The 13,267-nt window shown below is 60.9% G+C and carries 13 protein-coding genes; 8 read left to right on the top strand and 5 right to left on the bottom strand.

Translation table 11 applies throughout. The features are described from left to right. Positions 1 to 75: 75 nt before the first annotated feature. From HU727_RS09485 to HU727_RS09470, 4 genes are all read left to right on the top strand, one after another. Entirely contained in the window at positions 76 to 1,173 is a 1,098-nt protein-coding gene (locus tag HU727_RS09485) for a polyamine ABC transporter substrate-binding protein (protein ID WP_186530790.1), read from the top strand. Between the two features lie 66 nt (positions 1,174 to 1,239). After that, positions 1,240 to 2,382, top strand: coding sequence for an ABC transporter ATP-binding protein (locus HU727_RS09480; protein ID WP_186530788.1), 1,143 nt, complete (start codon positions 1,240 to 1,242; stop codon positions 2,380 to 2,382). Positions 2,383 to 2,417: 35 nt separating this feature from the next. After that, positions 2,418 to 3,299 carry an ABC transporter permease subunit gene (locus tag HU727_RS09475; RefSeq protein WP_367617001.1) on the top strand — a complete coding sequence of 294 codons (882 nt, stop codon included), beginning with the start codon at positions 2,418 to 2,420 and terminating at the stop codon, positions 3,297 to 3,299. Next, positions 3,296 to 4,186 carry an ABC transporter permease subunit gene (locus HU727_RS09470; RefSeq protein WP_186530784.1) on the top strand — a complete coding sequence of 297 codons (891 nt, stop codon included), beginning with the start codon at positions 3,296 to 3,298 and terminating at the stop codon, positions 4,184 to 4,186. The genes HU727_RS09475 and HU727_RS09470 overlap by 4 nt, the downstream gene beginning before the upstream one ends. Before the next feature lie 142 nt (positions 4,187 to 4,328). Here the strand turns inward: HU727_RS09470 and HU727_RS09465 are convergent, their stop codons facing one another. Further along, positions 4,329 to 4,970 carry an HD domain-containing protein gene (locus tag HU727_RS09465; protein WP_186530782.1) on the bottom strand — a complete coding sequence of 214 codons (642 nt, stop codon included), beginning with the start codon at positions 4,968 to 4,970 and terminating at the stop codon, positions 4,329 to 4,331. Positions 4,971 to 5,172: 202 nt separating this feature from the next. Between HU727_RS09465 and HU727_RS09460 the strand changes: the two genes are divergently transcribed. Then, positions 5,173 to 6,138, top strand: coding sequence for a GlxA family transcriptional regulator (locus tag HU727_RS09460; RefSeq protein ID WP_186530780.1), 966 nt, complete (start codon positions 5,173 to 5,175; stop codon positions 6,136 to 6,138). 114 nt (positions 6,139 to 6,252) lie between these two features. On the opposite strand, the gene HU727_RS09455 is transcribed toward HU727_RS09460, so the two are convergent. Both HU727_RS09455 and HU727_RS09450 read right to left on the bottom strand, forming a co-directional pair. Further along, on the bottom strand, positions 6,253 to 8,664 hold the full coding sequence (locus HU727_RS09455) for a penicillin acylase family protein (protein ID WP_186530778.1): 2,412 nt from the start codon (positions 8,662 to 8,664) through the stop codon (positions 6,253 to 6,255). Between the two features lie 102 nt (positions 8,665 to 8,766). Further along, positions 8,767 to 9,345 carry a DUF6436 domain-containing protein gene (locus tag HU727_RS09450; RefSeq protein WP_186530776.1) on the bottom strand — a complete coding sequence of 193 codons (579 nt, stop codon included), beginning with the start codon at positions 9,343 to 9,345 and terminating at the stop codon, positions 8,767 to 8,769. 99 nt (positions 9,346 to 9,444) lie between these two features. On the opposite strand from HU727_RS09450, the gene bipL reads away from it, so the two are divergent. Then, complete coding sequence (bipL, locus tag HU727_RS09445) at positions 9,445 to 10,392, top strand: phospholipase BipL (RefSeq protein ID WP_186530774.1); 948 nt, start codon at positions 9,445 to 9,447, stop codon at positions 10,390 to 10,392. A gap of 104 nt (positions 10,393 to 10,496) precedes the next feature. Here bipL and HU727_RS09440 read toward each other — a convergent pair whose 3' ends face one another. After that, the gene (locus HU727_RS09440) at positions 10,497 to 11,228 is read right to left on the bottom strand and encodes a DUF2059 domain-containing protein (protein WP_186530772.1); all 732 of its coding nucleotides are present in this window, start codon (positions 11,226 to 11,228) and stop codon (positions 10,497 to 10,499) included. 108 nt (positions 11,229 to 11,336) lie between these two features. Here HU727_RS09440 and HU727_RS09435 point away from each other — a divergent pair, with 108 nt between their 5' ends. Next, positions 11,337 to 11,969, top strand: a complete 633-nt coding sequence (locus tag HU727_RS09435; RefSeq protein ID WP_186530770.1) for a 2OG-Fe(II) oxygenase — start codon at positions 11,337 to 11,339, stop codon at positions 11,967 to 11,969. A 2-nt stretch (positions 11,970 to 11,971) separates the two neighbouring features. After that, positions 11,972 to 12,457 carry a 2-thiouracil desulfurase family protein gene (locus HU727_RS09430; protein ID WP_186530768.1) on the top strand — a complete coding sequence of 162 codons (486 nt, stop codon included), beginning with the start codon at positions 11,972 to 11,974 and terminating at the stop codon, positions 12,455 to 12,457. A 116-nt stretch (positions 12,458 to 12,573) separates the two neighbouring features. Here the strand turns inward: HU727_RS09430 and HU727_RS09425 are convergent, their stop codons facing one another. Continuing rightward, complete coding sequence (locus HU727_RS09425) at positions 12,574 to 13,158, bottom strand: transporter substrate-binding domain-containing protein (RefSeq protein WP_186530766.1); 585 nt, start codon at positions 13,156 to 13,158, stop codon at positions 12,574 to 12,576. Positions 13,159 to 13,267 lie beyond the last annotated feature (109 nt).

The raw sequence follows: 13,267 nt of genomic DNA, 5'->3' as shown, positions 1-13,267 counted from the left end.
GTTTTGTTGTCGGGCGGCCATGGCTGTCATGCAGCGCGGGGCAACTTGGGCCCATCCAATTTAGAGGACCTCCACTTGCCTATTTTTTCTTCTTTGCGCAACGCCCTGCTGGCCGGTGTCGGCCTGACGATCGCTGTCGGAGCCCAGGCCGCCGGTACGGTGCATATTTATAACTGGTCCGATTACATTGGCGAATCGACCCTTGCCGACTTCGAAAAAGAGACCGGGATCAAACCGGTCTACGACGTCTTCGATTCCAACGAAACCCTGGAAGGCAAGCTGCTCGCCGGGCGCACCGGTTACGACGTGGTCGTGCCGTCCAATCACTTCCTTGGCAAGCAGATCAAGGCGGGCGCGTTCCAGAAGCTCGACAAGGCGCAACTGCCCAATTATTCCAACCTCGACCCGGTGCTGCTCAAGCGCCTGGAGCAGAACGACCCGGGCAATCTCTACGCCGTGCCGTATCTGTGGGGCACTAACGGCATTGGTTACAACGTCGACAAAGTCAAAGCCGTGCTGGGCATCGACAAGATCGATTCCTGGGCTGTGCTGTTCGAACCGGAAAACATCAAGAAGCTGCACAGCTGTGGCGTCGCGTTCCTCGATTCGGCCGATGAAATGATGCCGACCATGCTCAATTACCTGGGCCTGAACGCCAACAGCACCAACACCAAGGACTACGAGAAAGCCACCGCCAAGCTGCTCGCGGTGCGTCCTTACGTGACCTATTTCCACTCCTCGAAGTACATCGGCGATCTGGCCAACGGCGACATCTGCGTGGCCATCGGTTTCTCCGGTGACATCTTCCAGGCGAAGAACCGTGCCGAGGAAGCCAAGAAGGGCGTCAACATCGCCTACTCGATCCCGAAAGAGGGCGGCGCGCTGTGGTTCGACATGCTGGCGATCCCGAAGGATTCGTCCAACGTCAAAGAGGCCCACGCCTTCATCAACTATCTGCTGAAACCTGAGGTGATCGCCCAGGTCAGTGATTACGTCGGTTACGCCAACCCCAACCCGGGTTCGGACAAGCTGATGGAGCAATCCATTCGCACCGATGAAGCGGTCTATCCGCCACAAGCCGTCCTCGACAAGACCTACGTGTCGACCGAGTTGCCAGCCAAAATTCAGCGTCTGATGACCCGTAGCTGGACCAGGGTCAAGTCGGGCAAATAGGGCACACCTATCCTGGGTTCGTCCGCATTGGGCGAACTGCAGTCTTTTTTTCTGGGAGTTTCGTAAATGGCAGTTGCCTCCGGCGCCTACAAGAAAGCCCTCGAGGGCGACCAGACACCGAAGCAGGTGCTGGTCAAAATCGACCGGGTCACGAAGAAGTTCGACGAGACGATTGCCGTGGACGATGTGTCCCTGGAAATCAAGAAAGGCGAAATTTTCGCCCTGCTCGGCGGTTCGGGATCGGGCAAATCCACTCTGCTGCGCATGTTGGCAGGGTTTGAACGGCCCACGGAGGGGCGCATTTTTCTCGACGGCGTCGACATCACCGACATGCCGCCGTACGAACGCCCGATCAACATGATGTTCCAGTCCTATGCCTTGTTCCCGCACATGACCGTGGCGCAAAACATCGCCTTCGGCCTGCAGCAGGACAAGATTCCCAAGGCCGAGATCGACGCCCGTGTGGCCGAGATGCTCAAACTGGTGCAGATGAGCCAGTACGCCAAGCGCAAGCCGCATCAACTCTCTGGCGGCCAGCGTCAGCGTGTGGCGCTCGCGCGTTCGCTGGCCAAGCGGCCGAAACTGCTGCTGCTCGACGAGCCGATGGGCGCACTGGACAAGAAACTGCGTTCGCAGATGCAGCTGGAACTGGTGGAAATCATCGAGCGCGTCGGCGTGACCTGCGTGATGGTGACCCACGACCAGGAAGAGGCCATGACCATGGCCGAGCGCATTGCGATCATGCACCTGGGCTGGATCGCCCAGATCGGCAGCCCGATCGACATCTACGAAACCCCGACCAGCCGCCTGGTCTGTGAATTCATCGGTAACGTCAACATCTTCGAAGGCGAAGTGATTGACGACGCCGAAGGCCACGCGACCATCACCTGCAAGGACCTCGACCGACAGATCTACGTCGGCCACGGCATCAGCACCTCGGTGCAGGACAAGTCGGTCACCTACGCGATCCGTCCGGAAAAACTGCTGGTCACCGCTGACATGCCGACCTGCGAATACAACTGGTCGAGTGGCAAGGTGCACGACATCGCCTACCTGGGCGGTCACTCGGTGTTCTACGTCGAACTGCCGAGCGGCAAGCTGGTGCAGTCCTTCGTCGCCAACGCCGAACGCCGTGGCGCCCGTCCGACCTGGGGCGATCAGGTTTACGTGTGGTGGGAAGACGACAGTGGCGTGGTGCTTCGCTCATGAACATGCGCAAATTCAAACGCCGCATCAACCGAATAATCCCCAATGGCCGGCAGCTGGTCATCGGGGTGCCGTTCATCTGGCTGTTCCTGTTCTTCATGCTGCCGTTCTTCATCGTGCTGAAGATCAGCTTCGCCGAAGCCGACGTGGCCATTCCGCCGTACACCGAGATTTACACGTTCGCCGAGCAGAAGCTGCAACTGCTGCTGAATCTCGGTAACTACGCGATGCTCGGCGACGACGAGCTGTACATCGCCGCCTACCTCGGCTCGCTGAAGATGGCCTTCATCAGCACCGTGCTCTGCCTGCTGATTGGCTATCCGATGGCCTACGCCATCGCCAGCGCACGCAAGGAACTGCAGACGGTGCTGGTGCTGTTGATCATGATGCCGACCTGGACGGCGATCCTGATCCGCGTTTATGCGTGGATGGGCATCCTCAGCAACAACGGCCTGCTCAACGGTTTCCTGATGAGCATGGGCCTGATCGACGAGCCCTTGCAGATTCTCAACACCAACCTGGCGGTCTATATCGGGGTCGTTTACTCCTATCTGCCGTTCATGATCCTGCCGCTTTACGCCAACCTGGTGAAACACGACAACAGCCTGTTGGAAGCCGCATCGGACCTCGGTTCGAGCACCTTCAACAGTTTCTGGAAGATCACCATTCCGCTGTCCAAGAACGGGATCATTGCCGGCTGCATGCTGGTGTTCATCCCGGTGGTTGGCGAGTTCGTCATTCCGGAACTGCTTGGCGGCCCGGAAACGTTGATGATCGGTAAAGTGCTGTGGCAAGAATTCTTCAATAACCGTGACTGGCCGGTGGCGTCCGCGCTGGCGGTGGTGATGCTGGCGATCCTGATTGTGCCGATCATTCTGTTCAACCGCAGTCAGGCCAAGGAAATGGAGGGTAAAGAATGAAGAACTTCCGTTTCTCCAGCCTGATGCTGGTGTTGGGCCTGATATTCATCTACCTGCCGATGCTGATCCTGGTGATCTATTCGTTCAACGCCTCGAAACTGGTGACGGTGTGGGGCGGCTGGTCGGTGAAGTGGTACGTCGGTCTGCTCGACAACTCGCAACTGATGGGCTCGGTGCTGCGTTCGCTGGAAATCGCCTGCTACACGGCGGTGGCGGCTGTGGCGCTCGGTACGCTGGCGGCGTTCGTGCTGACGCGCATCACTCACTTCAAGGGCCGCACGCTGTTTGGCGGCCTGGTGACGGCGCCGCTGGTAATGCCGGAAGTGATCACCGGTCTGTCGTTGTTGCTGCTGTTCGTGGCCATGGCGCAGATGATCGGCTGGCCGCAGGAGCGCGGCATCGTCACCATCTGGATCGCCCACACTACATTCTGTGCCGCCTACGTGGCGGTGGTGGTGTCGGCGCGTCTGCGTGAGCTGGACCTGTCGATCGAGGAAGCGGCGATGGACCTGGGTGCGCGGCCGTGGAAGGTGTTTTTCCTGATCACCATCCCGATGATCGCGCCGTCGCTGGCGGCGGGCGGCATGATGTCGTTCGCCCTGTCGCTGGATGATCTGGTGCTGGCGAGCTTCGTTTCGGGCCCGGGTTCGACGACCCTGCCGATGGAAGTCTTCTCGGCGGTGCGTCTGGGCGTAAAACCCGAGATCAACGCCGTGGCCAGTCTGATTCTGCTGGCGGTGTCGCTGGTGACGTTCCTGGTGTGGTTCTTCAGCCGCCGTGCCGAAGAAGCGCGCAAGAAAGCGATTCAGCAAGCGATCGAAGAAAGCGCAGCCGATTCGTGGAAACAGCCGGACGCACGTCGCGCACCGGCGCCGGGAGCGGCATAAGCAATATGAGGATGGCCTCAACCTCGAGACCAACCTGGATGTAAATGTGGGAGCGAGCCTGCTCGCGAAGACGGAGTGTCAGTTGACTCAAAAGTTGGCTGACATACCGCTTTCGCGAGCAGGCTCGCTCCCACCTTTCGTTTTACGCATTCCAGGGAGAATTGCGGATCACCTCGACAAAATTCATCGGCGTGAACCCCGGCTCCTGATCGACCAGCACATCGGTTTTCACGTTGCCAAACGTAGTCTGCGGACGATGGCGCAAGCCGTCGGCAAACGCGCAGATAATGCACGCCTTGAAACCTTCCCCACGCGGATGCGCATGCACCACGGCCTCACGCTGCACGGTGGTAAATGCCGCGTAGTCCATGCCCAGCACATCCATTTCCACACCGGCAGTAACCAGCGCCACGGTCGGGCGCAGGTGTTTGGGGACGCCTGGCGTGGTGTGCAGAGCGATCGACAGCCACACCTGCTCGATATCGTCATCACTCAGTCCATACGGCTTGAGAAACGCTGCCGCTGCATTGGCGCCGTCCACTTCGAAGCGCTCGTCATCGCTGCGATGACCTTCGACCAGACCAAGGTCATGGAACATCGCGCCGACGTAAAGCAATTCCGGGTTGTAGGCCAGTTGCCGGCGCTCACCGCTCAAGGCGCCAAACAGAAATACCCGGCGTGAGTGGTGGTAGAGCAGGTCGGATTCGATGTCGCGAATGTATTCGGTGGTCGCCCGGGCGAAGGCGCTGTCAGGGATCTTGATGCCGGCGATGGTGGTGGTCATGTGGGCTTCCTCATCGAAAACGCCGTCGTGGCGCTGATGGGGGAAGTCTGTTCTCAGGGCAGGGGCGTCACAATCAAGCCATGGCTGCGATCCTTGCCAATCCGCCTGCGAATCGTGCCAACCATCCCCTTTGGCATCGTGCGATCATCGTGGCGAGGGAGCAAGCTCCCTCGCCACGGGTTAAAAGGAGATCTTGAGGGAGATGAACAAATCCGTCGCCATCGTGCTGTTCCCCGGCGTGCAGTCGCTGGACGTCTCCGGCCCGATGGACGTGTTTGCCGAGGCCAACCGTTTTCTGCCGCCGCAGGATCATTATCGATTGGAGGTGATCGGCATTGAGCACGGGCCGATGGCTTGCTCCAACGGCCTGATGCTCACTGCTCATCGCCATTTCAGCGAAGCACTCGATGCTTATGACCTGCTGCTGGTCGCCGGCGGCCCGCAGCTGCCGTTCATGGATTTCGGCCCGACGTTCGACGCCTGGCTGCGTGACGCCTGTGGCCGTGCCTGTCGCTTCGGCTCGATCTGCAACGGTGCATTCATGCTGGCGCGACCGGGGTTGCTGGATGGGCGCACCGTCACCACGCATTGGAACGATGCCGAGGTGTTGGCGCAGTTATGCCCGACCACGCGGGTCGAGGCGGATCGCCTGTATGTCGAGGACGGCACGCTCTATACCTCGGCCGGGGTCACGGCGGGCATCGATCTGTCGCTGTATCTGCTGGCGCGGGACCACGGCGCCGAAGTGGCGTTGAGCGTGGCCAAGCGGCTGGTGGTGTTCACCCAGCGCTCTGGCGGGCAATCACAGTTCAGCCCGTTCCTGACGCCCCACGCGGAGCCGACGTCGGCTGTGGCGATGGTGCAGCTGTATGTTCTGGCCAACCTCACCGGGGATTTGACCATTGCCGATCTGGCGAATGCGGCGAACATGAGTGCGCGCAATTTTTCTCGGGTGTTCGCCCGCGAAGCCAGGGTCACCCCGGCAGAATTCGTCGAGCAGGCACGAGTGGATGCTGCGCGGGTGATGCTCGAAAGCACCACGGCACCGCTGAAGACCGTGGCGTATCAATGCGGATTTCGCGATGCGCAGCATATGCGTAGCGTCTTCAACCGCCGGCTGGGCGTGACCCCGCAGCAGTTTCGGCTGAATTTTGCCGTGCCGCTCTGAAGCCTTGCGACGTCGCTGATGGCCCTTTCGCGAGCAGGCTCGCTCCCACAGTGGAACGCATTTCAATGTGGGAGCGAGCCTGCTCGCGAATGGGCCGGTGCATACGGCAAAAATCTATTGCCCCGCCCGCGCCGGCATTAGCTTCAACGTACTGCGCGTATTCGCCATCACCTCTTCCTCACTGAAGTGCGCCTGCACATAAATCCCCTCCACAAACGCTTCGGCCTGATCGTCATAGTGGCTGTCGAACGGCACACCGCTTTGCCCGACCGGATTGATCGTCAAGCCATGCGCCGGATCAGCAAAATCCACCAGCCGCCGCGTCGACGGCCCATACGTCACCGGCCACGGGGCGGGGCCGATCTTCGCCGAAAGGTTGTTTGGCACTTCGTGACTGCCCGGCGCCGCGAACGGGCCAACGTTGAAGATCCGATCCAGCGGCTTCTGCTGCCCCAACGGATGGCCGTGGGTCAGGGTGTGCGCCGCGCCCCACTGCCAGCCCGCCACGTCGTCGCCAAGAGTCAGCTTCAGATGCTCCATGCTCGCCGCCCATGCCGTGCGCACGACATCGGCGCGGGTCTCTTTGTCCGGCGTGTTGCGATTGTCCCACCAGGGTGAGTCGGCATTGGCGGCCAGGCGTGGCAACGCGGAATCGATCACCCGCGTCGACAACAGTGTTTCGAAAAAGTCATTGCCCAACTCATCACGCATCGCCGCGACGGCAAGGTCATAGAGGAACTGGTTGAACACCGTTGCACTGACCGAACCCAGCGGATAGTCGCCTTGCCACTGCGCCAGTTGCTCTACCAGTTTCAACTGCGCCGGATCACTCACCACCTGCCGCAACACCGTCAACAGCGGCGCCAACAGGCGCGGGCCGTACGCGGTGGCGGTGTCGAGTTGCAGTTTCTGGCTGGCTTCGTTGGTCCACTTCACGCTCTTGTTGCTGAGTTGACGATCAAGCTGCTGGCCACGGTCAGCAAGGTTGTAGTAACCAGGAATCTCCATGCCGGTCGGCGACACGGGCTGGAAGTTCGCCGAGACGATATAGCCGCGCGCCGGGTTCTCTTCCTGCGGGTTGGCGCTGAACGGGTAGTAACCGTCCTTGTCCGCCTCGGGCGTACTGCCGTCGAGAATGAAGCCCGGTTTGACGCCAGCCGGGCGCTTGGGCAGCAAGGCCGAAGCCCACCAGGCGATATCGCCTTTTGCGTTGGCGTACACCAAATTCAAGCCGGGCGCCTGCACCTTGGCCGCAGCGGCGCGCGCCTTGGCGAGAGTGTCGGCGCGGTTGAGCTGATAGAAACCATCGAGGATCGGATTCGGCGTTTCGAGGAAGGCCCACCACATCGCAATCGGCGTCTTGCCCGCCGCAGTGCCGAGGGCATCATTAACGATCGGGCCGTGGGGCGATTGACGCAAGGTAATCGTCACCGGCGTCTGGCCCTTCACATTGATCTGTTGTTCGCTGACGAGCATGTCGGTCCACTGGCCGCGATACCAGACCTGATTCGGGTTGTTCGGGTTGACTTTCTCGGCGATCAGATCGAGATCGTCGTTCTGGAACATCGTCAGGCTCCAGCCGAAATCCAGGTTGTGCCCCAGGAACGCGAACGGCACCAGCGCCTGATGATGCCCGTACAAATCGAAGCCCGGTGCCGACAGCTGCGCCTCGTACCACACCGACGGCACCGAGAACCGAATGTGCGGGTCGCCAGCCAGCAGCGGTTTGCCGCTTTGGCTGCGGCTACCAGCGATGACCCAGGCGTTGCTGCCTTCGAACTGCGGCAGACCGTTGTCGATCAGCGCCTGTTCGCTGACGCGGGCGAGGGCGGTGAGGTCTTTCCAGTCCTCGGCGCCGAGGGCGAGTGTTGGTTTGCTGTGACCGCCGGCCAGCACGCCTTTGGGCTGCCAGTCCAGGTCGAAGACATTGAGGTAGTCGGTGCCGAGCTGATCGCGCACGTAAGTCAGCAGCGGCTCGGTGCGAAACGCGGCGGCAAAACTGTAGGCCATGTAACCGGCGACGCTGATGCTGTCTTCGGCAGTGAACGGCCGCTTGGGGATGCCCAGCACGTCGAACTCGATCGGCGCGGCGTGCGTGTCCTGATATTGGTTGATGCCGTCCAGATAAGCTTGCAGGCCTTTCCACGCTGGCGATTGCTTGTCGAGACCGGCGACATAACTGGCCGCGCGTTCACGAATCCGCAGGCTGCGAAACAGTTTGTCGGTGTCGAGCAGTTTCGGCCCGAGCACTTCGGCCAGCTCGCCCCGGGCGAGGCGGCGCATGGCTTCCATCTGGAATAGACGATCCTGGGCATGCACATAGCCGAGGGCGCGATACAGATCGGCCTCGTTACCGGCACGGATATGCGGCACCCCTCGCTCGTCGTAACGCACGGTCACCGAACCGGTCAGGTTGCGCAACTCCACCTGGCCCTGGCGCGTCGGTTGCTTGCTGTAGATATATCCGCCGGCAGCGCAGAGCACGACAGCGATTAGCAAGGCAACAATGATGAACGCACGCTTCATGGTGACTCCTTGTGCAGGCGAAAGGGTCGCCCGTCGGGCTGCAGAGATTTAGCACAGAGGTTCTGTGCGGTGCAGCGTTATCCTTGAAAAGTCCGGAATGCCTTACTTCGTTTCAACCGGCCAGGGGCAGTAACAACCCACCGCCAGCGTGCGCGTAGCATTGACCGGACGATCTTCTGTCAGGGCATGCAAGATCGGCTCGATAAAACTGTTGCTGGAATTACAGGTCAGCCCTTCGCTGTACGGGCCGAAGTAGGCGAGTTTGCCGCTGCGGTCCCAGATCGCCACGGCGGGGCTGGCGGGGATCTGTTCGGAGCCGGGTAACACGATGATGGTTTTCACGCCGGCGAGGGTGGCGGGCAATTGGCCGTGGCTGCCAGGTTTCTGCACTGCGAAAAACTCCACACCCCTGGCGCCGAACTGTTCGACCATCTCCGTCAGGTGCTGTTGATTGCCGACATTGCACGGGCAGGCCGGGTCCCAGAAGTGCACGAAGCGGATATTGCCCGGACCGGCGAGATTGTCCGGCAGGCGCAGCGGATCGCCGGAAAACACCGCCGTGTGTTCGCTGAATGCGCGCAGATAACGGCCCTGAAACCAGTCATACGCCGCCCACAGCACCCCGGCGCAGATCAGCGCGAGCAGGCTGGCGAACAGTGCGGTGCGGTAGGGCGAACGCATGGTTTTCGATCCTCGAAAGGCCGGCTAGCTTGCCATGTCTGTCACGACAGATGAATATCGCAGGCCGATAAAGTCCGTTTACCGCTTTGGAAAGTCCGCATGCCCGATACCTTCGACCCCGATCATTTACGCGCCAGCCTCAAGCCATTGGCCCAGTGGCAGCCGTTATCGGACGAGGCCAAGGCCTATCAGCGCTTTTACCAGACCGATTTTCCCGAACGGGATGTCTGGCGCGGGATGGGCCGTTTCGAAGTGGATGGTTATGAACTGGTCAGCCATTGCTGGTGGCCGGAGAAGGTCAAGGCAACGCTTTTTCTGCTGCACGGTTACTACGATCACATCGGGCTCTACCGGCATGTGATCGAGTGGGCGCTGGATCAGGATTTCGCCGTGATCGCCTGCGACCTGCCGGGGCATGGTCTGTCGAGCGGGCCGCGAGCGAGCATTCGCGATTTTTCCGAATACCAGGATGTGTTGCAGGCGCTGTTCGCCGAAGCGAATTCAATCTCGCTGCCGCAGCCGTGGCATTTGTGCGGGCAGAGCACCGGTGGCGCGATTGTCGTCGATCACCTGCTCAACCATGGCGAGAACAGCCCGGCGCAGGGGCAGGTGATTCTCATGGCGCCGTTGGTGCGGCCTCGGGCGTGGGGCTGGTCGCAACTGAGTTACTACCTGCTTCGGCCGTTTGTGCGAGGTGTCGCGCGACGCTTCAGCGAGAATTCCAACGATCCGGATTTCTTGCCTTTTCTCCAGGCCGATCCGTTGCAGCCGCGGCGCTTGCCGACGCGATGGGTGGGCGCCTTGTCGCGCTGGATCATTCGCGTCGAGCACGCGAAAAAAAGTCCGCGACGGCCGCTGATCATTCAGGGGCAGGCGGACATGACCGTGGACTGGCAGCACAATCTGCAGGTGTTGAAATGGAAGTTTGACCGGCCGCAGATTCTGCTGCTGGCCGAGGCGCGGCATCATCTGGCGAATGAGACAGCGGAGATGCGCGAGGAGTATTTCGAGTTCCTGAGCAAGCGGATCAGGGGGCGGAATCTCTAGTGCCTGGGAGGGCCTCTTCGCGAGCAGGCTCGCTCCCACAGGGGAATGCGTTACAACTGTGGGAGCGAGCCTGCTCGCGAATGCGATCTTTCAGGTAACGAACATCACTGGCCGACCGCCAACCCCGCCCGAATCGCCGCCAATGCCGCTTGATAGTAGGCCTTGCCCTCGGTCGATTCGGCAAACGTCGCAAACTCTTCCAGCTCTTCATCCGACAAGTCGCGGTAAACGTAGAGCAGCGTGTTGTTCACGTCGGCGCCAATCTGATCCATCAGGCGCTGACGCTGACCGTTCAGCATGCCCTGCGCCTGACCACCGCCGAGCAGGCCGGGGATCATCGAACTCAGGCTGTCCGCCGCCACGCCGGCAATTGCCAGGCTGACTTCGGCGCCGGCTTCACGGGCGGGCAAGGCCTGGGCGAGGTGGCCGATAATCAGCAAGCGGCTGTCGCTGACCTGCATTTTCGGCAGGCCCTGGGCATTTTTCGCAAGTTGATCGCGACGGGTCGCGAGCAGTTCGGCGGCGACGATTTTCTTGCCCAGCGGAGATTGAAAGAAGGTCAGGGCCGGTTTCGGATCGGCGAGCTTCTGCCGCAACTGGGCTTCGGCGCGTTGGTCCATGGCCTGCGGCGCGAAACGCTGGTTGCTGTTATTCACCAGCGCCTGAAACACGGCGGGCGGCAGGCTGTTCTGATAGCGCTGCTGCGCAGCACTCAAGGCATCGTTGAAATGCGCGCGTTGTTCTGGCCAGCCGGCGACCTTGTAGAGCTGATCGTAGCCGTCCGCCCAAGCGGGCAAAACACAGAACATCAACAGTGAAAAAAGCAAACGGCGCATAGGGACTCCTGTCAGCAGCGGACTATTCTCCGTGCGGTGCCGGTACTTGTCGAGAATTCGTATCAAGGCGCCGCGTGGCTCTGTCGGATTTGTTGCCGCCGGCATACTATGCGCGCCATGCCGATATCCTCTGAACACCCGCTGCTGTTACGCATTGTCGACGACGTGGCCGAGCATGGCTGGTCGCAGCAGAACATTTTCCTGCCCCCTGGTTTGACCCGGGCGCTGGCGGCCGAGTGCCGTAAACGCGAGGCCGAGGGTGAGCTGGCGCCAGCGGCGGTAGGGCGCGGGCCGTTTTCAGAAATTCGCGAAGGCATTCGCGGCGATCATATCCAATGGATCGACCCGGGCCAGGCCGAGGCCACTGACCGTTACCTGAGCCTGATGGACAGCCTGCGCGAGGCGCTCAATCGTGGGTTGTTTCTGGGCCTTGAAGACTTCGAATGCCATTTCGCCCTGTATCCGCCGGGTGCGTTCTATCGCAAGCACGTCGACCGCTTTCGTGATGACGACCGGCGCATGGTCTCGGCAGTGATTTACCTCAACGATGCCTGGCTGCCGGAGGACGGCGGCCAGTTGCGTATGTACCTGAACGAGGAGCGCGTCCATGACGTGCAACCTACCGGCGGTTGCCTGGTGGTGTTTCTCTCCGGCGAAGTGCCCCACGAGGTCTTGCCTGCCAACCGCGAACGTCTGTCGCTGACCGGATGGTTCCGTCGGCGCGGCAACGAGCCGTTCTGAGCATGGAAAAGATTCTGGTCAGCCGTTGCCTGCTGGGCCATCGCGTGCGTTACGACGGCGGGGCCAGCGGGCCTTTTGATCTGCTTGAACAATGGGTCGCGCAAGGGCGCGTGGTGCCGTTGTGTCCTGAAGTGGCCGGTGGTTTGCCGACGCCCCGGGCGGCGGCGGAGATTCCCGGAGGGCAGGGCGGTGAGGTGCTGGATGGCGTCGCCGCGGTGGTCACCACGGAAGGTGAGGACGTCAGTGCGCAGTTTCTGGACGGTGCAAGGCAGGCGCTGGCGTTGGTGCGCACGCACCGGATTCGGGTGGCGGTGCTCAAGGCCAACAGTCCATCCTGCGGAAATCTGCTGACGTATGACGGGACGTTCAGTGGGGTAAAAGTGGCTGGCGAAGGCGTGACGGCGGCGCTGCTCAAGCGCCATGGTGTTCAAGTCTTCAGCGAACTTGAACTGCCGCAAGCTGCGCAGGCCCTGGCAAACCTGATCTGACGAACAGTGCAAGAACCTGTGGGAGCGAGCCCGCTCGCGAAGAGGTCGTGTCAGGCACCGAAGTTGTCGACTGGCCTGACGCATTCGCGAGCAGGCGCGCTCCCACAGGTTTTGTGTTATTTCAAGCTTTCGGGGCCATTCCCGCTGAGCCACTTCTCGGTCAGCGCATCGAGGCGCCCATCGGCCTTGATCCGTTGCATCGCACTTTCAAGGCTGGCCTGAAACGCCGGATTCCCTTTCTGAAACGGAATGGCCAATTCCAGTGGCTGCGCCGCTTTTGGCTTCTCATCAGTCAACGCCTGCACCAATACCATCGGGCGCGGTGACTCATCCTTCTTCGCCAGCCGTTGCGCATCGACCTTGCCGTAAGGCTGGCTGAAGTCGAAACGATCCTTGAGTTCGGGTGTCAGTGCTATGTGATTGAGCGCGACGTCGTACTTGCCGCTTTCAACGCCCTGGAGCAGATCGCCCTCGTCGGTGACGATGAAGTCGGCGCGCACATCCAGCTCCCGGGCCAGAAGTTGCCCAAGCTCGACCTCGAACCCCGTCAGGGTGTCGCCTTCCTTGTAATTGAAGGGCGGTGTATTAGCCTCAAGGGCTATGCGCAGCTCGCCACGGTCGTTGACGTCATCAATCAGTTCGGCATGAGCCAGCGGGCTCAAAAGGGGTAGCAGGCAGATCAGGCCAGGCAGCAAGCGCATGGTCACTCCTTTGAAATCATTATCGCGATGCTCTGATTCAGGCTCGCTTTGCTATGGTTGTCGAGTGCCTTCGACAACGAATGGTCATGAAGTTGTCATGACCGTGCGG

Source organism: Pseudomonas khorasanensis (assembly GCF_014268505.2).
In the GTDB taxonomy this organism is placed as follows: domain Bacteria; phylum Pseudomonadota; class Gammaproteobacteria; order Pseudomonadales; family Pseudomonadaceae; genus Aquipseudomonas; species Aquipseudomonas khorasanensis.
The sequence above is the reverse complement of the archived record's forward strand: the minus strand, read 5'-3'. Positions and strand labels throughout refer to the sequence as shown.

Coding starts and splice junctions, on each gene's coding strand:
- HU727_RS09480 (WP_186530788.1), top strand. CDS start 1,240: ATGGCAGTTGCCTCCGGCGCCTACAAGAAAGCCCTCGAGGGCGACCAG.
- HU727_RS09470 (WP_186530784.1), top strand. CDS start 3,296: ATGAAGAACTTCCGTTTCTCCAGCCTGATGCTGGTGTTGGGCCTGATA.
- HU727_RS09465 (WP_186530782.1), bottom strand. CDS start 4,970: ATGACCACCACCATCGCCGGCATCAAGATCCCTGACAGCGCCTTCGCC.
- HU727_RS09460 (WP_186530780.1), top strand. CDS start 5,173: ATGAACAAATCCGTCGCCATCGTGCTGTTCCCCGGCGTGCAGTCGCTG.
- HU727_RS09455 (WP_186530778.1), bottom strand. CDS start 8,664: ATGAAGCGTGCGTTCATCATTGTTGCCTTGCTAATCGCTGTCGTGCTC.
- HU727_RS09450 (WP_186530776.1), bottom strand. CDS start 9,345: ATGCGTTCGCCCTACCGCACCGCACTGTTCGCCAGCCTGCTCGCGCTG.
- bipL (WP_186530774.1), top strand. CDS start 9,445: ATGCCCGATACCTTCGACCCCGATCATTTACGCGCCAGCCTCAAGCCA.
- HU727_RS09440 (WP_186530772.1), bottom strand. CDS start 11,228: ATGCGCCGTTTGCTTTTTTCACTGTTGATGTTCTGTGTTTTGCCCGCT.
- HU727_RS09435 (WP_186530770.1), top strand. CDS start 11,337: ATGCGCGCCATGCCGATATCCTCTGAACACCCGCTGCTGTTACGCATT.
- HU727_RS09430 (WP_186530768.1), top strand. CDS start 11,972: ATGGAAAAGATTCTGGTCAGCCGTTGCCTGCTGGGCCATCGCGTGCGT.
- HU727_RS09425 (WP_186530766.1), bottom strand. CDS start 13,158: ATGCGCTTGCTGCCTGGCCTGATCTGCCTGCTACCCCTTTTGAGCCCG.